Source organism: Mesorhizobium sp. M1E.F.Ca.ET.063.01.1.1 (genome assembly GCF_003998155.1).
Classification (GTDB): domain Bacteria; phylum Pseudomonadota; class Alphaproteobacteria; order Rhizobiales; family Rhizobiaceae; genus Mesorhizobium.
Map to the genome: position 1 here is coordinate 1 of NZ_RZSC01000013.1, position 26,397 is coordinate 26,397.

The following is a 26,397-nucleotide window of genomic DNA, read 5'->3' on the forward strand; positions in this document are numbered from 1 at the left end:
TCACCGAGACGAGAACGATATTGGCGTTGCGCAGCGCCATCGCGGGATCGTCGGTGACCGCGAGCGCCTCGGGGTCAATGCGGCGATCGCGGCCGTCGAGATCGCTGATCCGAAGCCCATCCTTGCGCATGGCCTCGACGATGCGGCCGCGTCCCAGGAAATTCACCTTTCGCCCGGCGAGCGCCAGGCAGCCGCCGACATAGCAGCCGATGCTGCCGGCGCCGGCAATCGCGATCGTCTTTGCTGCATTGGCCATGCGATCACCCCCTCCTGGCTCGCAACTATACGACATGACAACCATATTGTCGGCGGCATGGCCGACGATCATCTGCCGGCGTGACAGACCTACTGCTTTCGACTATCGCTTTGCCCATGAAATTGCCGACCGACCCCGCCCGGAACCTTGCCGCCCTGATCCGCTGCCCTTCCGTGACGCCCGCCGAGGGCGGCGCGTTGCGGACGCTGGAGGACATGCTGAAGCCGCTCGGCTTCTCGGTCGAGCGGCCGGTCTTCTCGGAAGACGGCACGCCGGACATCGAAAACCTCTATGCGCGCCGCTCGGGCAACGGCCCGCATCTGATGTTTGCCGGCCATACCGACGTCGTGCCGGTCGGCGACGAGGCGGCCTGGACGCATCCGCCCTTTGCCGCCGAGATCGCCAATGGCGAGATGTACGGGCGCGGCGCTGTCGACATGAAGGGCGGCATCGCCTGCTTCATCGCCGCGGTGGCGCGCCATATCGACAAGAATGGCGGGCCGAAAGGCTCGGTGTCGCTGCTGATCACCGGCGACGAGGAGGGCCCGGCCATCAACGGCACGACGAAGCTCCTCGATTGGGCGGCCGCCAAGGGCGAGAAATGGGACGCCTCGATCGTCGGCGAGCCGACCAATCCGGACACGCTCGGCGACATGATCAAGATCGGCCGGCGCGGCTCGCTCTCCGGCAGCGTCATCGTCAATGGCCGCCAGGGCCACGCCGCCTATCCGCAGCTTGCCGACAACCCGGTGCGCGGACTGATGGGCCTGGTCGACGCGCTGCTCCATCCGGTGTTCGACAAGGGAACGAAGGATTTCCAGCCGACCAATCTGGAAGTGACGTCGATCGATGTCGGCAATCCGGCGACCAACGTCATCCCGGCCAAGGCCACCGCCACGTTCAACATCCGCTTCAACGACGCTTGGGATGCCGAAACGATCCAGGCCGAGATCCACAATCGCCTCGACCGGGCGGCCGGGCGCAAGAAATACCGGCCGGGCAAGAAGACGCCGGTTGACTATGAGCTTGTCTGGCGCGACCGGCCAAGCCATGTCTTCCTCACCCGCGACGAAAAGCTGATCGACACGCTGAGCACGTCGGTTGCGGCCGTGGTCGGCAAGACGCCGGCGCTTTCGACCTCCGGCGGCACGTCGGATGCACGCTTCATCAAGGATTACTGCCCGGTGGTCGAGTTCGGCCTGGTCGGAAAGACCATGCACATGGTCGACGAGCGCGTGGCGCTTGCCGACCTCGAGACGCTGACCCAAATCTACGAACGTTTCATCGAAGACTGGTTCGGACAGGGCCTCGCGTGACCATGCTTTCGGCAGACGAAACCTACGCTTCGCTGGCCGGCGCCTGGCGGCTGATGTTCGGCAAGGCCGACGGGCTGCGCATGCTCGATCTGTCGGCGGACGGTTTCTGGAACTCCTTCTTCGGTATCGTCGTAGCGTTGCCTGCGCTGATCGTCGGCTGGGTCGGCATCGCCAACGAGATCGGCGATCCGAACGCATTCGCCGGCCGCCTCGGCATGCTTCTGAGACTGGCTGCGGTTGATATCGGCTCCTGGGTGCTGCCGCTGGTGGCGCTTGCGCTGGTCGCGCCGCGCGCCGGCATCGGCGGCCGCTTCGTCCACTACGTCGTCGCCTCCAACTGGGCCTCCGCGATCATTGCCTGGCTGATGCTGCCTTCGGCATTGCTCAGGCTCTTCCTGCCTTCGACCAACGAGGTCAGCGGACTGGTCTCGCTGCTTCTGTTCGCGCTATCGATGGTGCTGACCTGGCGCATGACCAACGCGGCGATCGGCAAGGGAGCTGCCGTCGGCACCGCGGTGTTCGTCGGCATGTTCGTGGCCTCGCTGATCGTCCTGTTCGGGCTGCAGGCGCTGCTCGGCATCGACATTCCGAACGGCACGACGGGCTGATCCCTCGAACCAACATTTTTCGATCCGTGTCATTGCTTCAGATTTGAATTCCGCCCTCGTCCTTACCCGTCCGACGTTTGGCGCCGCCCCTCACCTGCCTGCCGGCATCCTCTCCCCGTATCGTGACGGGGAGAGGGGCGCTCTCATCGCCGGTTTCGCCAGTCTCCAGCGTTGCAAGAAAGGGGTGCCGAGGCCGCGGGCAGCCTCCTTGTCCCAGTCACTTTACGGGGAGAAGGTGCCGGTAGGGGGATGAGGGGCGGCGTCGACGCAGACAATTGGCCACCTCCCTCCAGCATAAGCAGGAATGCTCACGCTATTGACCGGCGTCATCGGCCGCGAAACCGATGTTTCACCCAGCCGTGTCCGTCTCCGGATAGTCCACCCCGACGAGAAACAGCCCATCCGGCGGCGCCACCTGGCCGCAGGCGGCGCGATCGCGCGCTTCGAGCGCCGCCTTGAGATCGGCGGCGCTCCAGGAGCCGTCGCCGACACGCCTGAGCGACCCAACCATCGAGCGCACCTGGTTGTGCAGGAAGGAGCGCGCCGAGGTCCGCACCTCGATGAGATCGCCGACGCGGCTGACGTCGAGACGCGCCAGCGTTCGGACCGGGCTCTCGGCCTGGCACTGGGTGGAGCGGAAGGTGGTGAAATCGTGCCGCCCGAGCAGCACCTTCGCCGCCTCGTGCATGGCCGCGGCGTCGAGTCGCTTCGGCACCCACCAGACCTTGCCCTTTTCCAGCGCGGAAGGCGCGCGACGGTTGAGGATGCGGTAGAGATAGTGGCGGCCTGTGGCCGAAAAACGCGCGTCGAAATCGTCTGCGACGACCCCCGCCTTGAGGATGGCGATGCGCGCGCCGGCCGCCTGCAGATGGGCGTTGAGGGCATCGCGCACCTTGTCGCCCGCCCAGGCTTTGGCGAGATCGACATGCGCCACCTGGGCGGTGGCGTGCACGCCGGCATCGGTGCGGCCGGCGGCACGCAGTCTTACCTCTTCGCCGCAGAACCTTGCGATCGCCTGCTCAATCGCCTGCTGCACCGAAGGCTGGTCCGCCTGATGCTGCCAGCCGGCGAATTGGCTGCCGTCATATTCGATATCGAGCCGAAAACGCGGCATGCCAGATCTACTTTGGTCCTCGCCTAAGCAGCGAGCGCGGTGAAGGCCGAAGCGTAGACCAGCTTGCCGGTCTCGGGCGCGTCGCCCCAGGCAAGGGCCTGCAGCGCTTCGCCCTGGTACTCGCTCTCGAACCTTTCGGCGCGGGCATGGGTGTAACCGAAGCGGCCGTAATAGGCCGGATCGCCGAGCACCACGGCCAGCGTCTCACCGGCCTCCTTGAGGCGGACATGCGCCTCGCGGATCAGCGCGCCGCCAATGCCTGTGCCATGGAAGGACGGCTCGACCGCCAGCGGCGCCAGCGCCAGCGCCGGGAAGCGCTTGCCGCCGTTCTGCACGAAAAGCCTGGAAAACAGGATATGGCCGACGACCTGGCCGTCCTCTTCCGCAACCAGCTCGACGACGGTGTCGCCGCCGGCGACCAGCGCGTCGACCAGGCCGGCCTCGGCCCGCTGGCCGAAGGCATGCTCTTCGACGAGGCGGATCGCCTCGCGATCCCGCGGCGTCGCCGCGCGTATCGACATCATGCTCATTTGAGTTTCGTTCCTTTTTCGATCTTGGCCCCGCGCAGAAACTCCTGCGCGGCGGCGGGCCTTCCGCCCGCCCGTTGAACTTCGACCAGCCTGACCGCGCCTGACCCGCAGGCGACCGTCAGCCGGTCATCGAGAATTCCTCCCGACTCGCCGACGCCATCGGAAAGCGTCGAGCGAAGCAGTTTCAGCCGCTCCATGCGGCCGCCAATTTCGACCTCGCACCACGCGCCCGGAAAGGGCGAGAGGCCGCGGATGTGATTGTGGACTTCGCCGGCAGGCCGCGTCCAGTCTACGCGTGTCTCCGATTTATCGATTTTTCGGGCGTAGGTCACCCCTTCCGTCGCCTGTTGGGTAAATGTCAGACAATTTATCCCCAACTGCGCGAGCGCTTGCACCATCAGCGAGGCGCCTTGAGCCATCAGGCGGTCATGCAGCTCGCCGGCGGTCATATCGGGTCCGATGGCGCATTTTTCAACCAATGCCACCGGACCGGTGTCCAAACCTTCTTCCATGCGCATCACCATCATGCCGGTCTCGGCATCGCCAGCCATGATGGCGCGCTGGATGGGAGCAGCACCGCGCCAACGCGGCAAAAGTGAGGCGTGACCGTTGAGGCAGCCAAGCCTGGTTGCCTCCAAAACCGGCTTCGGCAGGAGCAGGCCATAGGCGACGACCACGGCGACATCGGCCCGCAAGGCGGCAAAAGCCTGCTGCTCGGCCTCGCCTTTCAGCGACGTCGGCGTCCGCACCTCGAGGCCGAGCCGCTCCGCCTCGCGCTGCACCGGCGAGGGCGTCAGTTCCAGCCCGCGCCGGCCGGCGGCGCGCGGCGGCTGCGTGTAGACGGCCGCGATCTCGTGGCCGGCCTCGGCGATGGCGCGTAGCGTCGGCACAGAAAAATCCGGCGTGCCCATGAAGATGACGCGAAGGGGCATTTTTCCCGCAATCCTATTTTCAGGCGTCCGCTTCAAACGGATTTACGAGCTTCAGGTCAAGCCCGGCGAAGTCCCGGACGTTGTGGGTCCCCGGCATTGCTTGCTTCAGAGATGATGTTGGTATCGAGGACGATCAATCGAAGTCCTCGAGCCGACGGCCGAAATCGCGTTTTCGTTCCGCTTCGATCTTGTCCAATATCCCGGCAAACTCATCATCGATCGCATTCTCGGCCGCGAAGGCTGAGCGAACGGCGTCCCAGGCGGAAAGATCCGACTTCGGCTTCCTGTCGTCGACTATGCCCCTGCGCAGAAGATCGATCGCCTTGCCGGACAGGCTCTGGCCAGCGCTTCGCGCCGCCTGCTCGATCTCCCGCTTCAAAGGCTCGGGAATGTTTCTGATCAACATGTCGCCCATCAGAGCCTCCAAATCTGATATCGTTGATATCATAGTTGAGGCAAGCTGCCCAAGCCGGCAGGGCTGCTAGCCCACCATCTTGCCCGGCGCTTTCTCCCTGGCGAGCTTCTTGAATTTCTTCACCACCATGTCGCGCTTCAGCTTCGAGATGTGGTCGATGAACAGCACGCCGTTGAGATGGTCGATCTCGTGCTGCAGGCAGGTCGCCATCAGGCCTTCGGCCTCAATCTCCTGCAGCTTGCCGTCGCGATCGAGATATTTCACGCGCACGGCGGCGGGGCGCTCGACCTCGGCGTAGTAGTCGGGGATCGACAGGCAGCCTTCCTCATAGACCGAGCGCTGGTCCGAGCTTACGAGGATTTCCGGATTGATGAAGACATGCGGCGCGGGCGGCTCACCTTCCTTGGCGAGGTCGATGACCAGCAAGCGCCGCGGCTCGCCGACCTGGATCGCGGCCAGCCCGATCCCCGGCGCGTCATACATGGTCTCCAGCATGTCGTCGGCGAGCTTGCGCAAATCGCCGTCAACGCGCTCGACCGGTTTGGAAACCTGGCGCAGGATGGGATCGGGAAGGATGATGAGCGGCTTGATCGACATGGCGTCTCACCTAAGACGTCGTTGGAAAAGCGTCAACGGGGGCGGCTGCGACCTGTTCACGTTTTGATCTGTTTCAGCGGGCCGAATCGGCTATGCTGCCCGCATGAACGACATGACCTCGATCCTTTCGCAACCGGTCGCGCGGCTCGGCGCCACCACGATCACGCTCGGTGAAGCGCTCGGTTTCGGCGCGGTTGTGCTGCTGGTATTGTTCCTGGCGCTCATTGTCGCCTTGTGGCGCGCGGGCAAGGCGCGCGCGGAGGCGGCGGCCGAAGCGGCCGACCATGCGCGTGACACCGAGGCCCGCATGGCCGACATCCTGCAGGCGCAGGCCGAGATGCAAGGCCGCATGGGCGCGATCGCCGAAGTGTTCGGCGCCAGGCAGGCGGAACTCACCCAGTCGCTCGGCCAGAGGCTCGACGCGATGACCGGCCGCCTTGGCCAGACCATGGCCGAGCAGACCAAGTCGACGCATGAGAGCCTGGCCAAGCTGCAGGAGCGGCTGGCGGTGATCGATACGGCGCAGGGCAACATCCAGTCTTTAGCCGGCCAGGTCGTGCAGTTGCAGGCGATCCTCTCCAACAAGCAGACACGCGGCGCCTTCGGCCAGTCGCGCATGGAGGCGATCATCGCCGACGGCCTGCCGCACGGCGCCTACGAGTTCCAGGCGGGCCTGTCCAACGGCAGCCGGCCCGACTGCCTGGTGCGGATGCCCAACGGCGCGCCGATGCTTGCCATCGACGCCAAGTTTCCGCTGGAAGCCTGGAATGCCATCCGCGCCGCCGAGGGCGCCGACATGCAGAAGGCGGCGGCGCAGGCGTTCCGGCGCGACATCGAGGTGCATATCCGCGATATCGCCGAGAAATACCTGATCCAGGGCGAGACGCAGGACACCGCCTTCATGTTCGTGCCGTCGGAATCGGTATTCGCCGAGATCCACGAGAATTTCGAGGCGGTGGTGCAGAAGGCACATCGCGCCCGCGTCGTCATCGTCTCGCCTTCGCTGCTGATGCTGTCGATCCAGGTCATCCAGGCGATTCTGAAGGACGCGCGCATGCGCGAGCAGGCGCATCTGATCCAGGGCGAGGTCATCCGCCTGATGGAAGACGTGGCGCGCGTCGACGAGCGCGTGCGCCGGCTGCAGACGCATTTCGGCCAGGCGGCCAAGGATATCGACGACATCCTCGTCTCGACGTCGAAAGTCACCAAGCGCGGCCAGAAGATCGAGGCGCTGGAGTTCGGCGAGGGCGAAGCCGAACCGCCGCGCGGCCCGGCCAAGGTCGAAGGCGGCGCGCGCGTGGCCGATTCCAAGACAGGCCAATTGCGGCTCAGGGTCGTCGAAGACGGCGAGTAGTCTCGCCTCTCGCCGAGGTCTCGATCCCTACTGCTCCTCGACCACCCTTGTGCCCTCGAATTCCGGCAGCCAGTGCAGCGCCGAGCGATGCCAGTATTGCGTCCTCGGCACCAGCTGGTCGCGCTGGCGCGCCGTGCCTGTCCTGACGCCATAGACCTTCGGCCCGTCGCCGACCGATGTCGCGTATAGGTGCGAACCGCAATCGCCGCAAAAGCCCTGCGCCCGCTTGGCGCCGCTCGACCCGGTCTTGATGTAGACCTTGGGCTCGCCCTTGGTGATGCGGTAATCTTCTTCAGGCACCCGTACGGTGACGCGAAAAGCCGTGCCGGTGAGTTGCTGGCAGTCCGTGCAGTGGCAGATCGAGGTCTTTTCCGGGTCGACCTCCGCCTCATAGGTGATGGCGCCGCAATGGCACCCGCCGTCGATCTTCATCGGGCTTACTCCCCAAAGGTTACTTCGCTCAAACCTAATCCTCTTCGGAGGCCTCGGCGATAGCCTTGCGCCTGCGCTCCCATGTGCCAGTCGCCTGCGGCTTGACGAACAGCTTGATGATTTCCGGCATCTCTTTCCTCAACCGCGCCTCCAGCCGCTCGACGCAGGCCTCGATCTCGGGCGCGGTCAGATGGTCCTCGAATTCGATGCTCAAGCCGGCGACGATCTCTTGCGGGCCGATGTGAACGCTCAATATGCCGTTCGCCCGCTGGACTGCCGGATCTTCCTCAGCGATCGCCAGAACCTTGCGCTGCACCTCGGGCGAAGCGGGCTCGCCGAGGAGCAGGCCCTTGCTCTCGCGCGCCAGGAAGATCGCGGTGGCGCCAAGGATGATCGCGATGCCGATCGAGCCGGCGCCGTCGAGTTCGGGGATCTCCAGGAGCTCGGCAGACAGGATGCCGGCGAAGGCGACGATCAAGCCGAGCAGTGCCGCGCTGTCCTCGAACAGCACCGTGTAGACGCTCGGGTCCTTGCTGCGGCGCACCGCCTGGAACCAGCCCTGCTTGCCCTTCTGCTGGCGGAACTCCTTCAGCGCCACCAGCCAGGAACTGCCTTCGAACAAAAAGGACAGGCCAAGCACGATGTAGTTGACCTTGGCGTTGACGACCGGCTCGGGCGCCATGATGTGGATGATGCCCTCGTAGAAGGACACGCCGGAGCCGAGCGCGAACACCAGGAGCGCGACGATGAAGCTCCAGAAATAGAGCTCGCGCCCGTGGCCGAGCGGATGCTTGCGGTCGGGTGGGCGTGCGGCGCGACGCATGCCGTAGAGCAGAAGCGCGCCGTTGCCGGTGTCGACCAGCGAATGCACACCTTCCGACAGCATGGCGGAAGAGCCGGTGAAGAATGCCGCGGCGAACTTGGTCAGCGCGATCGCGAGGTTGCCGGCGAGCGCGGCGTAGATCACCCTTTTCGAGCCGCTGTGCCCTGCCATCCGCTTCCCGATCCTCTTTGGAGCGCCGAGCTTAACGACCTGCCGACCGAAGCTCCACAGACAATGCGCCAATGGCTCCGAGGTTCAAGGAGAGTGACGCACAGCCGGACCAACTGCCGAAACCTGTTTCGGGGCCGGCGGATCAAGGGAAAACGGTTGACATCCGGGAAGCCGGCTTCGAAGCGTCAAACGGCCTCTTGCGATCCGGCGCTTCTCTTGTTTCACTTGAGGCGCCCACAAATCGGAGGAGCGAATCATGGCTAAAGGTGCGATGAAGGCGGGCAAGGAACCCCGCAAGCCGAAGAAGGACGCGAAGAAACCAGCCGCGGCCCCGGCTCCGAAGGCGCCGCCGGTCAAGGCGATGCGCATCAAGGAGAAGTAGACCGCCGGCGCGGCCGATCCGTCTCGAGTGAAACCTGAACCGGCGGCATGCCGAATGCTGCCGGTGTTTTGTTGATCGGGGAGCGGAGCTCACTATATCAGTGCGGCGAGGACGACCTCGCTTCCCGAAAACCGGCCGGGACGACCCGCCACCTCAGGCATCGGACAGCGATGCCGGATGAGGGAGCGTTTGCGATGTCCTGGGTTCTTCTTTTTTTCGCCGGCCTGTTCGAGATCGGCTGGGCCATCGGCCTCAAATACACCGATGGCTTCTCGAAACCGCTGCCGACCGGGCTCACCGTCGCCTCGATGATCGTCAGTCTCGGCCTGCTCGGGTTGGCGCTGAAGACATTGCCCGTCGGCACCGCCTATGCGGTCTGGACAGGCATCGGCACCGTCGGCACGGCCTTGCTCGGCATATGGCTGCTCGGCGAGCCTGCGACCGCGGTCCGGCTTTCCTGCATCGGCCTGATCGTCTGCGGCATTGTCGGGCTGAAGCTCGTCGCCTGACGCGTCCAGCACAAACGCCTTCAGGGCCGCCACTGGCGACCCTGAAGCATCTTCGAACGAAACTATATTCCGGGCGCGTACGCCTTAGCGGGCGGAGAAGCCCGGAGGCGTCCTGCCGACACGCGCCTTGCGGGCGGCGTAGCGTGCGTCGCGCTTGGCCTTGCGCTCGGCCTCTTCGGCGAGCACGCGGGCGATGCGTTCGGTCTCCTCGGCTTCGCGGATCTTCGCCTCGGCCGCCGCCGCCTCTTCGGCGGCACGACGAGCCGCTTCCGCGGCTGCCTCGCGCTCGGCCTTCTCGGCTGCTTCGCGCGCCAGCTTTTCCTGCTTCAGCCTGGCCTTCTCGGCCTCGCGGATCGCGCGGGCCTCGAGGATCGCCTTACGCTCCGCCTGACGCGCCAGCACCGCTGGATCATCTGCTGCCGGCTTTGCCTTGAAACGCTCCAGGAGCGCCTTCTTTGCCTCGTTCGCGGCGTTGCGCCGCTCGAATATGTCTTTTTCCCTGTAGATAGCCAAATCCACTTCCCTGCAGTCAATTCGCGACGCTTACATACGCGCGAAAGCGATGAGTTCAAGCGCCAAAACGGTATGCCAGCCATGAAAATCTGAGCTGTTGCCGCCGGGATACGTCACCGCGGCGCGATGCACTGTTCACAAATCGCGCCTCTGGCGGGCGGCAAGGCCGATCGCTACGTCTTGCGCCGACAATCAACGCTCGAACACCTCATCAGGATGCAATCGAAATGGAACTCGGCCTCTACACTTTCGCGGATGTCAGCCCGGAACCGGGCCCCGGCGCCATCGGACCGCACGAACGGCTGCGCAATCTGATCGAGGAGGTCGAACTGGCCGACCAGGTCGGTCTCGACGTGTTCGGCCTCGGCGAACATCACCGCCCCGACTATGCTGCTTCGGCGCCGGTCGTGGCACTCGCGGCAGCCGCGGAGCGGACGAAGCGCATCAAGCTCACCAGCGCGGTCACCGTGCTCTCTTCCGACGATCCGGTGCGCGTCTTCCAGCAGTTCGCGACGCTCGATCTTTTGTCCAGCGGCCGCGCCGAGATCATGGCCGGGCGCGGCTCCTTCATCGAATCCTTCCCGCTGTTCGGCTACAATCTCGAGGACTATGACGAGCTCTTCGCCGAGAAGCTCGATCTCCTGCTCGCCATCCGCGACCAGGTGAAGGTGACGTGGCAGGGCAAGCTGCGCGCGCCGATCAACGGCCGCGGCGTCTATCCGCGGCCCTTCCAGGAAAAATTGCCGATCTGGATCGCGATCGGCGGCACGCCGCAGTCGGCGGCACGGGCCGGCGCGCTCGGCCTGCCGCTTGCGCTTGCCATCATCGGCGGCGAGCCGGCCCGTTTCGCGCCGCTGTTCGAAATCTATCGGGAGGCGGCAAGGCGGGCCGGCAACGACCCGGCCTCGCTTGCCACCAGCCTCAACGTGCACGGCTTCATCGCCGAGACCACGGAGAAGGCGGCCGACGATTTCTACGCACCGCAGGCCGAGGTGATGAACCGGATCGGCCGCGAGCGCGGCTGGGGACCGACCTCGCGGGCGCATTTCGACCACGCGCGGGGTCCAAGCGGCGCCCTGTTCGTCGGCAATCCTGAAGCTGTGGCGGAAAAGATCGTCGCCCAGCACAACATCTTCGGCAACGACCGCTTCCTGCTGCAGATGGCCATCGGCGCCATGCCGCATGCCAAGATCATGAAGGCGATCGAGCTCTACGGCACCAGAGTGGCGCCGATCGTGCGCAAGGAGACGGCGAAGGCCACGCCCACCGCAGCGGCGCCCGCCTGAAGACACCGCCGACGAAGGCTCTATCTCTTTGTTTTAACGCAATTCCGGACGGAAAACCGCCTCACACTTTTCCTGGAATTGCTCTAACGGAACCTTGGTGCGGCGGACACGTTTTTCTCGACGATTGCACCGGTAGCGGTGCTCGACGGGAAACTGATGAAAGCCGAAACGACCGCTTCGGGCGCGAGCGTTGCCGAGAGCGTCGATCCGCCGACCGGCGCCCGCGCCGAATTGCGGCTGATGCGATCGCTGCTGATCGGCATCTTCATTCTATTGACGGTATTCGCGCTCTATTTCGCCCGCGCTTTCTTCATGCCGGTCATCCTCGCCTTCCTGCTGGCGCTGACGCTGACCCCGATCGTGCGCTTCCTGCGCAAGCACGGCATTCCCGACGCGCTGTCCGCGACGCTGCTGGTGCTGCTCTCCGTCTTCTTCGTCGCCAGCGCCGGTTATCTGCTCAGCGGCCCGGTCATCGACCTCATCAACAACACCTCGTCGATCGGCCAGCAGCTCACCGAGCGGCTGGCGCCGTTCAAGCGGCCGCTGGAAAGGGCTATCGATATCTCGCGCCAGTTGGAAGCGCTGACCGAGACCTCGCAGGAACCGGGCGTGCAGAAGGTCGCGGTGGCGTCGTCGGGCATCCTACCCACCGCAGCCGGCAATATCCTAGGGGCAGGCACCAGCATCACCATCGTCTTCGTGCTGTCGCTGTTCCTGCTCGCCTCAGGCACCCTGTTCTACGAGAAGATCGTCCAGTCCTTCACCAGCCTCAGCCAGAAGAAGCGGGCGCTGCGCGTCGTCTATGACGTCGAGAGCGAGATCTCGCACTATTTGCTCACCGTCACGGTCATCAATGCCGGCCTCGGCACGGTGATCGGGCTTGGCCTGTGGGGGCTCGGCATGCCGAACCCACTGGTCTGGGGCGCGGCCGCGGCGCTGCTCAATTTCCTGCCCTATGTCGGCGCGCTGATGACCATCCTCCTGGTGATGGTCATCGCGCTGATCAGCTTCGATACGATCTCCTACGCGCTGCTGGCGCCAGCCTTCGTGCTGTTGTGCGATATCGTCGAGGGCCAGTTCGTGACCCCGACGGTGGTCGGCCGGCGGCTCGAGATCAACGCGGTGGCGATCTTCATCGCCATCGCCTTCTGGTCGTGGCTGTGGGGTTTCGTCGGCGCGCTGATGGCGGTGCCGCTGCTGGTGGTCATCAAGGTGTTCTGCGACCATTTCGACGGCCTCAGCCATGTCGGCAATTTCCTGGCGGCGCAGCAGACCTTCGTCATCGACGACGAGCCGGCCGAGAACGATCACAAGGCCGCAGGCTAGGCCAGTCCCGATCCGAGGCGTGGTCCATCGTTTGCGGCCTCGGCGGGGAGTGCCTATATCGGGCCGGTCATGCCGGACCTGCCTTGATGAGCGACTTCGATCTCGACGCCTATTTCGCCCGCATCGGCTATGGCGGGCCGACCGACAGCTCGCTCGTCACGCTGCGGTCGCTGCATTTGGCTCATCCGCAGGCGATCCCGTTCGAGAACATCGATGCGCTGATGGGCGTCTCGGTCGGGCTCGATCCGGCTTCGCTGCAGGACAAGATCTTCCGGCGCGGCCGCGGCGGCTACTGCTTCGAGCACAATCTGATCTTCATGCACGCGCTTGGAGCGCTGGGCTTCAATGTGAGCGGGCTCGCCGCCCGCGTGCTCTGGGGCCAGCCGGACGACGCCGTCACGGCGCGCAGCCACATGCTGCTGCGCGTCGATCTCGACGGCAAAATCTACATCGCCGATGTGGGCTTCGGCGGCCTGACGCTGACGGCACCGCTGCTGCTGGAGCCGGATCTCGAACAGCGGACGCCGCACGAGACGTTCCGCATCGTCGAGGGCGCCGATCATTTTCGCCTGCAGGCCAATATCGGCAGCGCCAGCATCGGCGGCGATTGGCGCACGCTCTACCGCTTCGACATGCAGCATGCCTACGAGGTCGACTATCAGGTGAGCAGCCATTTCCTGTCGACGCATCCGACCTCGCATTTCCTGTCGACCCTGGTCGCGGCGCGCGCCCTGCCCGACAGGCGCTACGCGCTGCGCAACAACCGGCTGTCGACCCATCATCTCGGCGGCCGCACCGAGCAGCGGGAGATCGCGAGCGCCGCCGAGCTCGCCGAAGTGCTGGAGAACCAGCTCGCCATCGTCATTCCCGACCGCGCCGCCTTCGAGGCCAGGCTGCTGCAGAAAAACATCATGGAGACCTGATCTATGACAGCCCTTTCGGTTCTCGACCTGTCGCCGATAACCCTCGGCAGCAATGCCTCTCAGTCGCTGGCCAACTCGCTCGACCTTGCCCGCCATGCCGAGCGGCTGGGCTACAAGCGCTATTGGCTCGCCGACCACCACAACATGCCGGGCATTGCAAGCGCGGCGACTTCCGTTGTCATCGCGCATGTCGCCGGCGGCACCAGGACGATCCGCGTCGGCGCCGGCGGCATCATGCTGCCCAACCATGCGCCGCTGGTGATTGCCGAGCAGTTCGGCACGCTCAACGCGCTTTTTCCGGGCCGCATCGACCTCGGCCTCGGCCGCGCGCCAGGCACCGACGTGATGACGGCGCGGGCGCTGCGCCGCAATCTGGAAGCCAGCGACAACTTCCCCCAGGACGTGGTCGAGCTGATGGGCTATTTCCAGCCGGCCGAGGAAGGCCAGCGCATCCGCGCGGTGCCCGGCGAAGGCCAGGACGTGCCAGTCTGGATCCTCGGTTCCAGCCTCTACGGCGCGCAGCTCGCGGCGCTCCTTGGCCTGCCCTATGCGTTCGCCTCGCATTTCGCGCCGGCCGAACTCGACCACGCGCTGGAGGTTTATCGGACCCGCTTCCAGCCCTCGGCCCAGCTCGACAAGCCCTATGTGATGCTCGGCATCAATGTCTTCGCAGCACCCACCGACGCCGAGGCGCGGCTGCTGTTCAGCTCGCTGCAGCAGGCTTTCGTCAATCTGCGCAGCGGCCGGCCCGGGCAACTGCCGCCGCCGGTCGAAAACTATGACCGCGACCTCGATCCGGTGGCGAAGAGCATGCTTTCCCAGGCGCTGTCCTGCGCCGTCGTCGGTTCGCCGGAAACGGTCCGCCAGGGCATCGACGCCTTCGTGCGCCGCACCGGCGCCGACGAATTGATGGTGACGGCGCAGATGTTCGACCACGCGGCAAGGGTGCGCTCCTTCGAGATTCTGTCCGACGTCCACAAGTCGATGTCGCAAGCCGCCTGACCGACTCACTGGCTTTGCCTGACACACTCGTCTGCCAGCTGTTTGTTTTTACGCAATTCCGGACGGAAAACCGTTTCACACTTTTCCTGGAATTGCTTTAAGGGCAGGCCACCCTCCTTAAGCGCGAGCCTTTCCCGTGACCGACGATCTCGACCAGCGCATGCATTTCGCCATCGATCTGGCGCGCCGCGCCGGCGAGCTTGGGCTGAGATATTTTCGCGATCTCGAAAATCTTACCATCGAGAGCAAGGGCCATCAGGACCTGGTCTCCGACGGCGACCGGAACGTCGAGCTCTTCATCCGCGCGGCGATCGCCGAGGCTTATCCGGACGACGGCATCGTCGGCGAGGAGCATGCGCCGGTGACCGGCAGGACCGGCCATGTCTGGGTGATCGACCCGATCGACGGCACCGCCAATTTCGTGCGCGGCATTCCCGCCTGGTGCGTGGTGATCGCCTGCGCCAAGGACGGCGAGACCATCGTCGGCGTCATCCATGAGGCTTCCACCGGCGAGACCTTCCACGGCCGCCTTGGCGGCGGCGCCTTCGTCAACGGCCGGCCGATCAAGGCGAGCGCCGCCACCTCGCTTTCCGAAGGCTCGGTCGGAACCGGGCTTTCGAACCGTGCGGCCACGGAACATGTGGCGGTGCTGATCAGCATGATCATGGCCGAAGGCGGCGTCTTCTTCAGAAACGCTTCCGGCGCGCTGATGCTCGCCTATGCCGCGGCCGGGCGGCTGCTCGGCTATGTCGAGGAACACATGAATGCCTGGGACTGCCTTGCCGGCATGCTTCTGGTCGAAGAGGCGGGCGGCACGGTGCTGAAGCCCGACCCGAGGACGGTCGTCAGCCAGGGGACGCAAGTGATCGCTGGCGGAAGCAACATCTTCCCGAAGCTGCGCGCGCTTTGCACGGAGGCGTTCCGAGACTAGCCCTTCGGCACCAAAAGCAAGGCGTGTCGAGATTCGAGTCCGGCCGAGCCTTAAATGACGATGACCTTGGTGCCGATCGGGGCGCGGTCGTAGAGATCGATGATGTCCTGGTTCATGAGGCGGATGCAGCCCGCCGACACTGCCTTGCCGATCGACCACCATTCAGGGCTGCCGTGCAGGCGATAGCCGGTGTCACCCTTCTCATTGTAGAGATAGAGCGCCCGCGCGCCGAGCGGGTTCATAAGTCCGCCTTCCATATGGGCCGGTATGATGTGGCCTCGATTGCGCTCGCGCACGATCATCTGGGACGGCGCGCTCCAATCGGGCCATTCGCGCTTCCTCGCGACCTGCGCGGTGCCATGCCACTCGAAGCCCGCCTTGCCGACACCGATGCCGTAGCGCAGCGCCTGACCGTCTCCCAGCACGTAGTAGAGGAATTTCGCTCCTGTATCGACAATGATGGTGCCGGGCGCCTCGTCGGTTGCATAAGGCACCGTCTGCCGATGGAGTTTCTGGTCGACCTTGTAGATCGGAACCGGCGGGATGCGGAAACCGGCGTCGGTGAGGCCGCCATAGGCCAAAGGAGAACTCTGCAACCCACCGCCGGTGGTGCAGCCGGAGAATGCGAGCATCCCGGCAAGTACCACGATCAGGATCGATTTCGCGCGCATGATCCAAGCCGGCGCTCGTGCCGGCGATCTGCCTTATCCTGCCTTATTCGTAGTCCCGCATGCCTCGCTTGCCAAGCGTTCTATCTTCTCCGCCGGCTGATTGCCGGCACATGGCGGCAAAAGATGTTTTCAGGCTTATTCGCGACCCAAAGTCACGCCCCCAGGGCAAAGCTTCTCCCGGCCGCCATGCGGCTGATGCATGACGACGATGTTCCGTTCGGGAAAAATCCTGTCTGGGCAATGAGATAGGGCAAATCCGGATCGACCCCGGCTGGTGACGGGCCGGCTCGTTTCCCGAGCCCCTGCCGGACGGCAGCCACCTTGCGCAGAATGCTTGCGCGCCGTGCCGCCTGTTCTTATATACGCGCCAGCCGTTCGGCCTTGAAAACCCGGGACCGTGACGGAATTCTTGTGAACAGGGGCTTTCGTCGGAACGCCTTATCAGGGTCCTGAGAGCCTGCTTAGCGGAGAGACTAGAACAATGGCAAAAGTTATCGGTATCGACCTCGGAACCACCAACTCCTGTATCGCCATCATGGACGGCAAGGAGCCCAAGGTTATCGAGAATGCGGAAGGCGCGCGCACGACCCCTTCCATCGTCGCCATCAACAGCGACGGCGAACGCCTCGTCGGCCAGCCGGCCAAGCGCCAGGCGGTCACCAATCCTGAAAACACCATCTTCGCGGTCAAGCGCCTGATCGGCCGCCGCTATGACGATCCGGTGACGGAGAAGGACAAGAAGCTTGTCCCCTACAAGATCGTCAAGGGCGACAATGGCGACGCCTGGGTCGAGGCCGGCGGCAAGAAGCAGTCGCCCAGCCAGATCTCGGCCATGATCCTGCAGAAGATGAAGGAAACGGCGGAAGCCTATCTCGGCGAGAAGGTCGAGAAGGCGGTCATCACCGTTCCGGCCTATTTCAACGACGCCCAGCGCCAGGCGACCAAGGACGCCGGCAAGATCGCCGGCCTCGAGGTGCTGCGTATCATCAACGAGCCGACGGCGGCGGCGCTCGCCTACGGCCTCGAGAAGAAGGACGGCAAGACCATCGCCGTCTATGACCTTGGTGGCGGCACGTTCGATATTTCGGTGCTCGAGATCGGCGACGGCGTCTTCGAGGTGAAGTCGACCAATGGCGACACCTTCCTCGGCGGCGAGGACTTCGACATGCGCCTGGTCGAGTACCTGGCGGCCGAGTTCAAGAAGGAACAAGGCATCGATCTGAAGAACGACAAGCTCGCTTTGCAGCGCCTGAAGGAGGCTGCCGAAAAGGCCAAGATCGAGCTGTCGTCGACGACGCAGACCGAGATCAACCTGCCCTTCATCACCGCCGATGCCACCGGGCCGAAGCACCTGACGATGAAGCTCACCCGGGCGAAGTTCGAGAGCCTGGTCGAGGATCTCGTGCAGCGCACGATCGACCCCTGCAAGGCGGCGCTCAAGGACGCCGGCCTGAAGGCGGGCGAGATCGACGAAGTGGTCCTGGTCGGCGGCATGACCCGCATGCCCAAGATCCAGGAGATCGTGAAGCAGTTCTTCGGCAAGGAGCCGCACAAGGGTGTCAATCCGGATGAGGTCGTGGCGCTCGGCGCCGCCATCCAGGCCGGCGTGCTGCAGGGCGACGTCAAGGACGTGCTCTTGCTCGACGTGACGCCGCTGTCGCTCGGCATCGAGACGCTGGGCGGCGTGTTCACCAGGCTGATCGAGCGCAACACCACGATCCCGACCAAGAAGAGCCAGGTGTTCTCGACGGCCGAGGACTCGCAGTCGGCGGTGACCATCCGCGTCTTCCAGGGCGAGCGCGAGATGGCGGCCGACAACAAGCTGCTCGGCCAGTTCGACCTGGTCGGCATTCCGCCGGCCCCGCGCGGCGTGCCGCAGATCGAGGTCACCTTCGACATCGACGCCAACGGCATCGTCAATGTCTCGGCCAAGGACAAGGGCACCGGCAAGGAGCACCAGATCCGCATCCAGGCGTCCGGTGGCCTGTCCGACGCCGACATCGAGAAGATGGTGAAGGACGCCGAGGCCAATGCCGATGCCGACAAGAAGCGCCGTGCCCTCGTCGAGGCCCGCAACCAGGCCGAGTCGCTGGTGCATTCGTCCGAAAAGTCGCTGAAGGAGTATGGCGACAAGGTCTCGGAGGCCGACCGTACCGCGATCGCCGACGCGATCGCGGCGCTGAAGACCGCCGCCGAGGGCGACGATGCAGCCGACATCGAGGCCAAGTCGCAGTCACTTGCCGAAGCTTCGATGAAGCTTGGCCAGGCCATGTACGAGGCCTCGCAGAAGGAAGCGGCCGAAGCCGACGCCAAGGCGGATGCCGCCAAGGATTCGGACGTGGTCGACGCCGACTTCGAGGAAATCGACGAAGACGACGACAAGAAGAAGTCGGCCTGAGCCGGCCGACGGCAGATCATGCGAACGACCCCAAAATCGGTATCGATTTTGGAAAGGATCATGCGCCAATTCAAAAGTGCTACAGCGTCCTTTGCGCGTCCGAGAGGACGCGCGGCGCTGTAGAAAGCCCGGCGCAGAGCCGGGCTTTTTTGCAACCCTGGGCGAAAAAGTGACGGAAAACATGGGCCGAGCCGGGCTCGCTACTAGCATCCGGGCAGCATCGCTCCTAAATCCAACAACGTGCCGGCAAACGACGCAACAATGCTTGAAGACATTGAGCATCCGGACCGCGGGAAAAAATGAAAGCTGATTTCTACGAAACCCTGGGCGTGCAAAAAGGCGCCGACGACAAGGAGCTCAAGAGCGCTTTCCGCAAGCTCGCCATGCAGTTCCATCCCGACCGCAATCCCGGCGACCACGCCTGCGAGCACAAGTTCAAGGAAATCAACGAGGCCTACGAGACGCTGAAGGACCCGCAGAAGCGCGCGGCCTATGACCGTTTCGGCCACGCCGCCTTCGAGCAGGGCGGCATGAACGGCGCCGCGCACGGCTTCGGCGCCGGCGGTTTCGCCGACATCTTCGAAGACATTTTCGGCGACATGATGGGCGGCCGCCAGCGCCGCTCGTCAGGCGGCCGCGAGCGCGGGGCGGACCTGCGCTACAATATGGAGATCTCGCTCGAGGAGGCATTCTCCGGCAAGACGGCGCAAATCCGTGTGCCGGCCTCCATTTCCTGCTCGGAATGCTCAGGGACCGGCGCCAAGCCCGGCACGCAGCCGGTCACCTGCGCCATGTGCCATGGCCACGGCAAGGTGCGCGCCACGCAAGGCTTCTTCTCGATCGAGCGCACCTGCCCGCAATGCCAAGGTCGCGGACAGACGATCAAGGACCCCTGCGCGAAATGTGCCGGACAGGGCCGCGTCACCGAGGAGCGTTCGCTGTCGGTCAACATCCCCGCCGGCATCGAGGACGGAACCCGTATCCGGCTTGCCAATGAGGGCGAGGCCGGCCTGCGCGGCGGTCCTTCCGGCGACCTCTACATCTTCCTCGCGGTCAAGCCGCACGAATTCTTCCAGCGCGATGGCGCCGACCTCTATTGCAAGGTGCCGATCTCGATGACGACCGCCGCCCTTGGCGGCTCGTTCGAGGTCACCACCCTCGACGGCACGCAGACCAAGGTGAAAGTGCCGGAAGGCACCCAGAACGGCCGCCAGTTCCGGCTGAAGGGCAAGGGCATGCCGGTGCTGCGCCAGCCCAATGTCGGCGACCTCTACATCCAGACGGCGGTCGAAACGCCGCAGAACCTGTCGCGCCGCCAGCGCGAACTGTTGGAAGAGTTCGAGCAGCTCTCGTCGAAGGACAACTCGCCCCAGTCGAGCGGCTTCTTCGCCCGCATGAAGGACTTTTTCGAGTCCTTTGGCGACAGCTGACGTCATTTTTTGACGCAAGTCGTTATCCCAAAACCGCCTCACACTTTTGGGCAACTTGCGTTGGCAGCATTCCCGAGCGTCATCAACACCTTATGCCAGCTTGACGCCTTGCCTTGTTCCACCTAGCTGATAAGTAGCGGGTGGGGAGCGTTGAGGAGAGCTCGCATGGCACGTGGTCCCGGGTTGCGCAAAGCGCTGGCGGAAAAATTCGACGACGAGCTGAAGTTCTTCAAAGGCTGGATCGACAAGCCGAAAGCGGTCGGCTCGATCGTTCCCACCAGTTCGATCACCGCCCGCAAGATGGCCTCGATCGTCAACCCGAAATCGGGACTGCCGGTGCTCGAGGTCGGACCGGGCACCGGCGTCATCACCCGCGCCATCCTGGCCCAGGGCGTGAAGCCGGAAAACCTCTACGCGATCGAATACTCGACCGACTTCGTGCGCCATCTGCGCAGGCTCTATCCGCGCGTCAACGTCATCGAGGGCGACGCCTTCAACCTCGACGCCACGCTCGGCGACAAGCGCGACATGGTATTCGATTCGGTCGTTTCCGGCGTGCCGCTGCTCAACTTCCCGGTCGCCCAGCGCATCGCCTATATCGAAAGCCTGCTCGACCGCATCCCGGCCGGCCGGCCGATCGTGCAACTGACCTATGGCCCGCTGTCGCCGATCCCGCCCGGCCGCGGCAATTACAAGGTCAAGCATTTCGACTTCATCATCCGCAACATCCCGCCGACACAGCTCTGGATCTACCGGCGCGAAGGGCATTAGACGAGAAGGGAGTAGGGGGGTAAGGCAGTAGGGGAGCAGGGGGAATGAACGGCTCGATTTCCGGACTTTTCCCTACTCCCCTACTGCCCTATTCCCTTACTCCCCTATTTCTCCCGGGTGGCCGATGGCAGTGATCCCAAGAATTCTCGTCTTCGCCGGCTCGATCCGCACCGGTGCCTTCAGCGGCAGGACGGCCGACGTGGCGCAGAAGGAACTCGCCATGCACGGCGCCGAGGTGACCCGCATCTCGCTCGGCGACTATCCACTGCCGATCATGGACGAGGACCTGGAGAAGGAAAAAGGCATCCCCGAGAATGCCGTGAAGCTCGGCTATCAGATCGCCGCCCATGACGGACTCCTGATCGCGACGCCGGAATATAACGGCTCGATCCCGCCGCTCTTGAAGAACTCGATCGACTGGGTGAGCCGGATCCGGCGCGACGGCAGCCGCTCGTTCAGGCCGCTCTACGGCAAGCCCGTGGCGCTCTGCTCCTCTTCCGAGAGCAAGTTTGCCGGCATACGCTGCATCAACCACCTGCGCGCGGTGTTGGTGCGCTGCCAGATGGACGTGATCACGCCGGAATGCTCGGTGTCGAACGCGGATGAGGCGTTCGCCGAGGACGGACAATTCCGGGACGAGAAACTGCACCAATCGATGGAGCGCCTATGCCGCACACTGATCGAAACCTCGCGCATGCTGTCCATCCGGATCGAGGCCTGATGCATCCGGCAGAGACCATGCGCGACAGGCTGATCGTCGGCCTCGACGTGCCGACGCTGAAGGAGGCCGAAAAGGCGGTGCGCGAGCTCGAAGGCACCGTCTGCTTCTACAAGATCGGCTACCAGCTCGCCTTCGCGGGCGGGCTCGATTTCGCGCGCGAGCTCGCCAGCGGTGGCACCAAGGTCTTCCTCGACATGAAGCTGCTCGACATCGACAACACAGTGGCCAAGGGGGTCGAGAACATCGTCAGGATGGGGGTCTCGATGCTGACGCTGCATGCCTACCCCAAGGCGATGAAGGCGGCGGTCGAGGCCGCCAAAGGCAGCGAGCTCTGCCTGCTCGCGGTGACCGTGCTGACCTCGATGGACGAGCAGGACATGATCGACGCGGGCTACGAATATGACCCGCACACGCTGGTGCTTAGGCGCTCCGAACAGGCGCTGCATGCCGGCATGGGCGGCATCGTCTGCTCGGCCGAGGAGGCTGAAGCAGTGCGCCGGATCGTCGGACCCGACATGGCGGTGGTGACGCCCGGCATCCGGCCGGCCGGCAGCGACCATGGCGACCAGAAACGCGTGGTGACACCGGCGCAGGCCATCCGCAACGGCTCCAGCCACCTCGTCGTCGGCCGGCCGATCGTCAAGGCGCCCGACCGGCGCGCGGCGGCCGAGGCGATCCTGGCCGAGATGCAGTCGGCCTGATTTTCAAACAGGAGAAAAAGAATGCCCAAGGGATATTGGATCGCTCGCGTCGATGTGCGCGACCCGGAAGGCTACAAGGATTATGTCGCCGCCGCCAAGCTCGCCTTCGATCGTTTCGGCGTGAAATTCCTGGCGCGCGGCGGCGAGCACGAGAAGGCCGAGGGACCCAGCCGTGCGCGCAACGTCATCATCGAGTTCGAATCGCTCGCCGCGGCGCATGAGTGCTACCACTCGCCGGAATATCAGCGCGCCGTCGCCATCCGCCAGAAGGTAGCTGACGGCGAGATCGTGCTGGTCGAGGGGGTTTAGTTGGTCGAGGCAAGGGGTGGCTGATTGGCTGCGTTGGCACGTTGCAGATTAGCCGAAACGCCCATCTTGTCGTCATCCACGGGCGGAGCAAGGAGCGTAGCGACGCAGCGCAGACCCGAGGATCCATTCCGTGACTTCAACGCGCCGCTACGGTCCAGAATTCTGCTCTGCTCCACTCCACGGCAGAGGTAACGGCATGGATTCCAGGGTCTGCGCGCGTCGCTTCGCTCCTTGCTTCGCCCTGGAATGACGAAGTTGTTAGGTCTCAGTCAGTCATGAAGGTCACGACGTCAGCCTGTTCGCCGCCGTCTCCGCCATCGCGTCGGCTAAACTCATGCCCCATTGCCTGCGGCAATAGTCGCGAAAATCGAAGCAGGGCAGACCGGGGCAGACTTCGAACTCGATCAGATGGATGGTGTCGTCGGCCTCGACCCTGAGGTCGATCGAGAAGACGTCCTTCAGGCCAAGCCCGGCGATCAGCTTTTGCGCCATGGCGCGGATCGCCCGATCGGCTATCGGCTGGCTGGCGGCGACCGGCTGAAGCTTCGGCTCCGCATAGGCGCCGGCGTCCCTGGCGGCCTGGCCGGTATCGCCGTAGAGCGCCTGGCTGTCGGCCATGGTCTGGAAGTCGCCGCCGGAATCCACAAAGGCGATGCCGAGCGCCTGGACACCCGTTTCCGGCCTCAACCCGAGGAAGCTCGCGCGCGCATTGCGGCCGGCGACGTAGGGCTGGACGACGACATCGTCGCGGTAATGGGCAAAGACGCGCCGGCTAAGCTCCAGCGCATGGCCAAGATCAGCCGCGCGCGAATCCGGCCAGATGCCGATCTTGGCGCCGAGCCGGTTGGGCTTGACGAACCAGCCGGCCGGCGAGGCCGGGGGCTCGACCAGCCACGCGCCGTTGCGCGCCAGACCAGCCGGCGGGACCGGCAGGCCGAGTGCGCCGAGCACGGCGCCGGAGCGGAACTTGTCCTGGCAGAGCGCGAACAACGAATCGTCGGCGCCGACGGTTTTCAGCCCGTTCAGCCTTGCCAGCGCGGGCGAAGCGCCGCCACGGAAATAGGCGATGCCGTCGGTCAGTGTCCAGACGAGCGTTTTGGCCGGATCGGCTTTCGCCAGTACGGCCGCCGCGTCGTCCAGTTCGACCGGCAAAAAGGCAAGACCGCGCTTTTCGCAAGCGGCGGCGAGCTGGCCGAATTCGCAGGCGAGATCGGTCGACTGCGCCAGATAGGACGATATCTCGATGGCGCGTTCCGCCGGGCAGCCGTCCGCGACGAGCCTGTCGAAACAGGCCTTCTCCGGCTCGTGGACAAGGATCAGCGTCGGCCCGTTGCGCGGCATGGAAGCTCCCGGCGAAATCAAGCTACCATCGCATGGCCGTTGCGATCGGCTTGCGGGAAACCGACCGGCCCGGACGGTTGCGTGACAGCAGTGCTAAACTGCTCAGGCGATCAGCACGCGTGGCTCGAAGCGGCCCCTGACGGGAATATCGAGAAGAAAGGTCATGCCGGCCTGCGGGTCGAGCGCGCGCTGCTTCTCGTCCTTGCCCTTCCAGGCCGACGTCACAGCGATGCGGTCGGCCTTCTGGCCGACGAAGGCCGAGCAGGAGGGTTGCGTCACCGGCATCGGGATTTCGCGCAGCAGCGCGCCGTCGGGCGAATACGCCTTCACCGCCTTGCCGCCCCAGACCGCGTTCCAGAGAACGCCGTCGCGGTCGACGACGGAGCCGTCGACATAGCCTTTCTGCGAGCGGTGGTCGACGAAGACTTTCGGCTCGCCTGTCGGCAGGCCGGTTGCCGGATCGCAGGCGACGCGCATCAGGAGGCCCGTCGCGGTGTCGGTGTAATAGGCGATCGTCCCGTCCTCGGAAAAGCAGATCGAGTTGGAGACGGTGATGTCGGCAAACAGCCGGCGCAGCTCGCCCTTGAAGAACCAGTAGATCGAGCCGGCGCCCTTCCCCTCGTCCTTGCCCATCGTGCCGACCCAGAAGGCGCCGCAAGGATGGACGCGGGAATCGTTGGAACGGGTCGCAGGATTGTCGGCCTCGATCGGCGTGTGCAGCGTCAGCTTGCCGGTCTTGACGTCGCGGACCTGCAGGCCGACCTCGGTGGCGATCAGCTGGCGGTCGTCGTCGATGACGGCAATGGCGCTGGCCATCAGGCCGAGGTCATGGACCTTCAGCGCGCCGGCGAGCGGCTTTTCCAGAAGCTTGCCGTTGACGATGTCGAACCAGAAGAGGGTGTCGGTGCCGGGATCGTAGCTCGGCCCCTCGCCAAGCTGGCAGATGTGATCGCTGAAGACCGAAACGCTGTCCATCATTTCCCTCCGAATGCCTCGTCCCAGACGGCGACCGCGGCGCGGGCGCGCTCAGCCACGTCCTCGACGCTGGCGCCCGGCTTGTAGAGGCTCGACCCCAGACCAAACACGCTGACGCCGACCGCCTTGTAGCCGGCAAAGTCCTTGTCGGAAACGCCACCGACGGCGCCGATCAGGGTCGATGCCGGCAACACGGCTCGAATTGCCGCGATGCCGGACGCGCCGAGCACACTCGCCGGAAAGAATTTCAGCGCCGACGCGCCGAGCCGGATCGCCTGGAAGGCTTCAGTGGGTGTGAACACGCCGGGCATCGTCACCATGCCGTAGTCCTTCGCGCGGCCCATGACCTCGGCGTCGATGTTGGGGCTGACCAGCAGCCGGCCGCCGGCCTCGCGCAAGGCGTCGACATCGGCGGCCGTCAGCACCGTGCCGGCACCGACCAGGGCCGTTTTCGGCAGGACCTCCACGATCCTGGCGATCGACGAAAACGGCTCAGGCGAGTTGAGCGGCACCTCGATCGCCTCGATGCCGGCGTCGAACAGTGCCTGGCCGATGGCAATCGCTTCGGTCGCCTGGAGGCCGCGCAGAATGGCGACCAGCCCGCGCTTGAGCTTGGGAAAGGGGGCTGTCTGACTCATCGGGCAACTCCGGTTCTGGCAATCATGCCGTTCTCGCGCGCGGCCTCGACAAGGCCGGCGCGCACCGCTTCATCCGCATCGACGATCCTGAAGGCAAGACCGGCGAGGCCCAGGGCGGCGCCGTAAAGCGAAGCCAGCGCGCCGGAGGCGATCAGCACAACCGGCGCTTCGCTGACACCATAGCGGCGTTTGGCCGAGGCGATCTCGCCGCCGATCAAGAGTCCGGACAGGCAGGCCGCCGCCTCGTCGGACTTCAGGTCCTGCAGCAGCCCTGCGGCGCGGATCGCGAACAGTTTCGAGGTGACGTCGCCGCCCTCGCCCAGCGCTTGGCTGCACCAGTGGCGGAAGAACGGGTTGTCCGCAGCGACCGGGGCCGGATGCTCGCCGAGCGAATGTTTCAAGATCGAGTGCGTGGCCAGCACGGAAAACAATTCGCCGGTCGGCCAGGTGCCGAAGCCGGCGACGGTGCCGTCCTCGACCGCGACCCACTTCGAATGCGTCCCGGGCATGCAGACCAGGTGGCGGCCCTTTGCCGGCAAACCGGCGCCGGCGAGCTGGGTTTCCTCTCCGCGCATGACATCCGGCGCATCGGCCAGGCGCTGGGCGAGGCCCGGAACGATGCGGATATCGCGGCGCTCGCCCTCTATGCGGGCGGCCTCGCCAAGGATGGCGCCGATCGGCGCCGGCACCGTGACATAAGGCGCCTCGATCCAGCCCTGGCGGGAGCCGGCCATGCCGCAGATGATGACGGGCAAGTCCTCCGGCGCGCCCATGGCGGCAAGGTGACCCTCCAGCACGTTGGCGAAGCCTTTTTCGCGCGCGGTGATCAGCCCGTCGTCGCCGCGCCGCTCGGCAAGCATCTGGCCTTCGCCGTCGAGCAGCCAGGCCCGAAGCCTTGTCGTGCCCCAATCGAGGGCGGCGACCGCGGGCGCGCCGCTCACAGCACGCCTCCGTCGACGATCAGCATCTGCGCCGTCAGCATGCGCGAAGCGTCCGACGCCAGGAACAGCACCGTGCCGACG

General features: G+C 64.9%; 30 protein-coding genes and 1 pseudogene. 16 read left to right on the forward strand and 15 right to left on the reverse strand.

Going from position 1 to position 26,397, the window contains the following annotated elements; genetic code table 11:
* Positions 1 to 256 (reverse strand): 2-dehydropantoate 2-reductase N-terminal domain-containing protein (locus tag EOA29_RS02800; protein ID WP_281061031.1); only part of this gene is annotated, 256 nt, incomplete at its 3' end.
* Between the two features lie 116 nt (positions 257 to 372).
* On the opposite strand from EOA29_RS02800, the gene dapE reads away from it, so the two are divergent.
* Together dapE and EOA29_RS02810 are read left to right on the forward strand one after the other, a co-directional pair.
* Positions 373 to 1,572 carry a succinyl-diaminopimelate desuccinylase gene (dapE, locus tag EOA29_RS02805; protein WP_126090930.1) on the forward strand — a complete coding sequence of 400 codons (1,200 nt, stop codon included), beginning with the start codon at positions 373 to 375 and terminating at the stop codon, positions 1,570 to 1,572.
* Positions 1,573 to 1,574: 2 nt separating this feature from the next.
* Entirely contained in the window at positions 1,575 to 2,180 is a 606-nt protein-coding gene (locus EOA29_RS02810) for a transporter (RefSeq protein ID WP_126095684.1), read from the forward strand.
* A gap of 349 nt (positions 2,181 to 2,529) precedes the next feature.
* Here EOA29_RS02810 and truA read toward each other — a convergent pair whose 3' ends face one another.
* The 5 genes from truA to def all read right to left on the reverse strand — a co-directional run bounded on the left by truA (position 2,530) and on the right by def (position 5,768).
* Entirely contained in the window at positions 2,530 to 3,294 is a 765-nt protein-coding gene (truA, locus tag EOA29_RS02820; RefSeq protein WP_126090931.1) for a tRNA pseudouridine(38-40) synthase TruA, read from the reverse strand.
* A gap of 23 nt (positions 3,295 to 3,317) precedes the next feature.
* A complete protein-coding gene (locus EOA29_RS02825; RefSeq protein WP_126090932.1) occupies positions 3,318 to 3,824 on the reverse strand; it encodes an N-acetyltransferase in 507 nt (168 codons plus the stop codon).
* The gene (gene fmt, locus EOA29_RS02830) at positions 3,821 to 4,756 is read right to left on the reverse strand and encodes a methionyl-tRNA formyltransferase (protein WP_126090933.1); all 936 of its coding nucleotides are present in this window, start codon (positions 4,754 to 4,756) and stop codon (positions 3,821 to 3,823) included. The genes EOA29_RS02825 and fmt overlap by 4 nt, the downstream gene beginning before the upstream one ends.
* Positions 4,757 to 4,889: 133 nt before the next feature.
* A complete protein-coding gene (locus EOA29_RS02835) occupies positions 4,890 to 5,171 on the reverse strand; it encodes a plasmid stabilization protein (protein WP_126090934.1) in 282 nt (93 codons plus the stop codon).
* Between the two features lie 66 nt (positions 5,172 to 5,237).
* The gene (gene def, locus EOA29_RS02840; protein ID WP_126090935.1) at positions 5,238 to 5,768 is read right to left on the reverse strand and encodes a peptide deformylase; all 531 of its coding nucleotides are present in this window, start codon (positions 5,766 to 5,768) and stop codon (positions 5,238 to 5,240) included.
* A 103-nt stretch (positions 5,769 to 5,871) separates the two neighbouring features.
* Here def and EOA29_RS02845 point away from each other — a divergent pair, with 103 nt between their 5' ends.
* Positions 5,872 to 7,122 carry a DNA recombination protein RmuC gene (locus EOA29_RS02845; protein WP_126090936.1) on the forward strand — a complete coding sequence of 417 codons (1,251 nt, stop codon included), beginning with the start codon at positions 5,872 to 5,874 and terminating at the stop codon, positions 7,120 to 7,122.
* Positions 7,123 to 7,149: 27 nt separating this feature from the next.
* Here the strand turns inward: EOA29_RS02845 and EOA29_RS02850 are convergent, their stop codons facing one another.
* Both EOA29_RS02850 and EOA29_RS02855 read right to left on the reverse strand, forming a co-directional pair.
* Entirely contained in the window at positions 7,150 to 7,554 is a 405-nt protein-coding gene (locus EOA29_RS02850; RefSeq protein ID WP_126090937.1) for a GFA family protein, read from the reverse strand.
* A 34-nt stretch (positions 7,555 to 7,588) separates the two neighbouring features.
* Entirely contained in the window at positions 7,589 to 8,548 is a 960-nt protein-coding gene (locus EOA29_RS02855; protein WP_126090938.1) for a cation diffusion facilitator family transporter, read from the reverse strand.
* 256 nt (positions 8,549 to 8,804) lie between these two features.
* Here EOA29_RS02855 and EOA29_RS43735 point away from each other — a divergent pair, with 256 nt between their 5' ends.
* Together EOA29_RS43735 and sugE are read left to right on the forward strand one after the other, a co-directional pair.
* Complete coding sequence (locus EOA29_RS43735; protein WP_082953831.1) at positions 8,805 to 8,930, forward strand: hypothetical protein; 126 nt, start codon at positions 8,805 to 8,807, stop codon at positions 8,928 to 8,930.
* 194 nt (positions 8,931 to 9,124) lie between these two features.
* The gene (gene sugE / locus EOA29_RS02865; protein ID WP_126090939.1) at positions 9,125 to 9,439 is read left to right on the forward strand and encodes a quaternary ammonium compound efflux SMR transporter SugE; all 315 of its coding nucleotides are present in this window, start codon (positions 9,125 to 9,127) and stop codon (positions 9,437 to 9,439) included.
* A gap of 84 nt (positions 9,440 to 9,523) precedes the next feature.
* On the opposite strand, the gene EOA29_RS02870 is transcribed toward sugE, so the two are convergent.
* The gene (locus EOA29_RS02870) at positions 9,524 to 9,952 is read right to left on the reverse strand and encodes a DUF6481 family protein (RefSeq protein WP_126090940.1); all 429 of its coding nucleotides are present in this window, start codon (positions 9,950 to 9,952) and stop codon (positions 9,524 to 9,526) included.
* Positions 9,953 to 10,179: 227 nt separating this feature from the next.
* Between EOA29_RS02870 and EOA29_RS02875 the strand changes: the two genes are divergently transcribed.
* From EOA29_RS02875 to EOA29_RS02895, 5 genes are all read left to right on the forward strand, one after another.
* Positions 10,180 to 11,238: an LLM class flavin-dependent oxidoreductase gene (locus tag EOA29_RS02875; RefSeq protein WP_126090941.1), complete on the forward strand. Its 1,059-nt coding sequence runs from the start codon at positions 10,180 to 10,182 to the stop codon at positions 11,236 to 11,238.
* Positions 11,239 to 11,394: 156 nt separating this feature from the next.
* A complete protein-coding gene (locus EOA29_RS02880) occupies positions 11,395 to 12,564 on the forward strand; it encodes an AI-2E family transporter (RefSeq protein WP_126090942.1) in 1,170 nt (389 codons plus the stop codon).
* A gap of 86 nt (positions 12,565 to 12,650) precedes the next feature.
* Complete coding sequence (locus EOA29_RS02885; RefSeq protein ID WP_126090943.1) at positions 12,651 to 13,487, forward strand: arylamine N-acetyltransferase; 837 nt, start codon at positions 12,651 to 12,653, stop codon at positions 13,485 to 13,487.
* A 3-nt stretch (positions 13,488 to 13,490) separates the two neighbouring features.
* Positions 13,491 to 14,489: an LLM class flavin-dependent oxidoreductase gene (locus EOA29_RS02890; protein ID WP_127220192.1), complete on the forward strand. Its 999-nt coding sequence runs from the start codon at positions 13,491 to 13,493 to the stop codon at positions 14,487 to 14,489.
* Positions 14,490 to 14,625: 136 nt separating this feature from the next.
* Positions 14,626 to 15,420, forward strand: a complete 795-nt coding sequence (locus EOA29_RS02895; RefSeq protein ID WP_126090945.1) for an inositol monophosphatase family protein — start codon at positions 14,626 to 14,628, stop codon at positions 15,418 to 15,420.
* 50 nt (positions 15,421 to 15,470) lie between these two features.
* Here the strand turns inward: EOA29_RS02895 and EOA29_RS02900 are convergent, their stop codons facing one another.
* A complete protein-coding gene (locus tag EOA29_RS02900; RefSeq protein WP_126090946.1) occupies positions 15,471 to 16,091 on the reverse strand; it encodes a L,D-transpeptidase in 621 nt (206 codons plus the stop codon).
* A 481-nt stretch (positions 16,092 to 16,572) separates the two neighbouring features.
* Here EOA29_RS02900 and dnaK point away from each other — a divergent pair, with 481 nt between their 5' ends.
* The 6 genes from dnaK to EOA29_RS02930 all read left to right on the forward strand — a co-directional run bounded on the left by dnaK (position 16,573) and on the right by EOA29_RS02930 (position 22,421).
* Positions 16,573 to 18,489, forward strand: coding sequence for a molecular chaperone DnaK (gene dnaK, locus EOA29_RS02905; protein WP_126090947.1), 1,917 nt, complete (start codon positions 16,573 to 16,575; stop codon positions 18,487 to 18,489).
* A gap of 299 nt (positions 18,490 to 18,788) precedes the next feature.
* Positions 18,789 to 19,919, forward strand: a complete 1,131-nt coding sequence (dnaJ, locus tag EOA29_RS02910; RefSeq protein WP_126090948.1) for a molecular chaperone DnaJ — start codon at positions 18,789 to 18,791, stop codon at positions 19,917 to 19,919.
* Positions 19,920 to 20,084: 165 nt separating this feature from the next.
* Positions 20,085 to 20,690 carry a phospholipid N-methyltransferase PmtA gene (gene pmtA / locus EOA29_RS02915; protein ID WP_126090949.1) on the forward strand — a complete coding sequence of 202 codons (606 nt, stop codon included), beginning with the start codon at positions 20,085 to 20,087 and terminating at the stop codon, positions 20,688 to 20,690.
* A 124-nt stretch (positions 20,691 to 20,814) separates the two neighbouring features.
* The gene (locus EOA29_RS02920; protein WP_126090950.1) at positions 20,815 to 21,411 is read left to right on the forward strand and encodes an NADPH-dependent FMN reductase; all 597 of its coding nucleotides are present in this window, start codon (positions 20,815 to 20,817) and stop codon (positions 21,409 to 21,411) included.
* Positions 21,411 to 22,112, forward strand: a complete 702-nt coding sequence (pyrF, locus tag EOA29_RS02925; protein WP_126090951.1) for an orotidine-5'-phosphate decarboxylase — start codon at positions 21,411 to 21,413, stop codon at positions 22,110 to 22,112. The genes EOA29_RS02920 and pyrF overlap by 1 nt, the downstream gene beginning before the upstream one ends.
* 21 nt (positions 22,113 to 22,133) lie before the next feature.
* Positions 22,134 to 22,421: a DUF1330 domain-containing protein gene (locus EOA29_RS02930; RefSeq protein WP_126090952.1), complete on the forward strand. Its 288-nt coding sequence runs from the start codon at positions 22,134 to 22,136 to the stop codon at positions 22,419 to 22,421.
* 282 nt (positions 22,422 to 22,703) lie between these two features.
* Here EOA29_RS02930 and EOA29_RS02935 read toward each other — a convergent pair whose 3' ends face one another.
* The 5 genes and pseudogenes from EOA29_RS02935 to EOA29_RS42750 form a co-directional block, all read right to left on the reverse strand.
* Complete coding sequence (locus tag EOA29_RS02935) at positions 22,704 to 23,762, reverse strand: D-alanine:D-lactate ligase-like protein (protein ID WP_126090953.1); 1,059 nt, start codon at positions 23,760 to 23,762, stop codon at positions 22,704 to 22,706.
* 102 nt (positions 23,763 to 23,864) lie between these two features.
* The gene (locus EOA29_RS02940; RefSeq protein WP_126090954.1) at positions 23,865 to 24,740 is read right to left on the reverse strand and encodes an SMP-30/gluconolactonase/LRE family protein; all 876 of its coding nucleotides are present in this window, start codon (positions 24,738 to 24,740) and stop codon (positions 23,865 to 23,867) included.
* Positions 24,737 to 25,375 carry a 2-dehydro-3-deoxy-6-phosphogalactonate aldolase gene (locus tag EOA29_RS02945; protein ID WP_126090955.1) on the reverse strand — a complete coding sequence of 213 codons (639 nt, stop codon included), beginning with the start codon at positions 25,373 to 25,375 and terminating at the stop codon, positions 24,737 to 24,739. Before EOA29_RS02945 ends, EOA29_RS02940 begins: the two co-directional genes overlap by 4 nt.
* Entirely contained in the window at positions 25,372 to 26,316 is a 945-nt protein-coding gene (locus tag EOA29_RS02950) for a 2-dehydro-3-deoxygalactonokinase (protein ID WP_127220193.1), read from the reverse strand. Before EOA29_RS02950 ends, EOA29_RS02945 begins: the two co-directional genes overlap by 4 nt.
* A pseudogene (locus EOA29_RS42750) lies at positions 26,313 to 26,397 on the reverse strand (3-oxoacyl-ACP reductase); the annotation flags it as partial. The pseudogene EOA29_RS42750 and the gene EOA29_RS02950, both read right to left, overlap by 4 nt.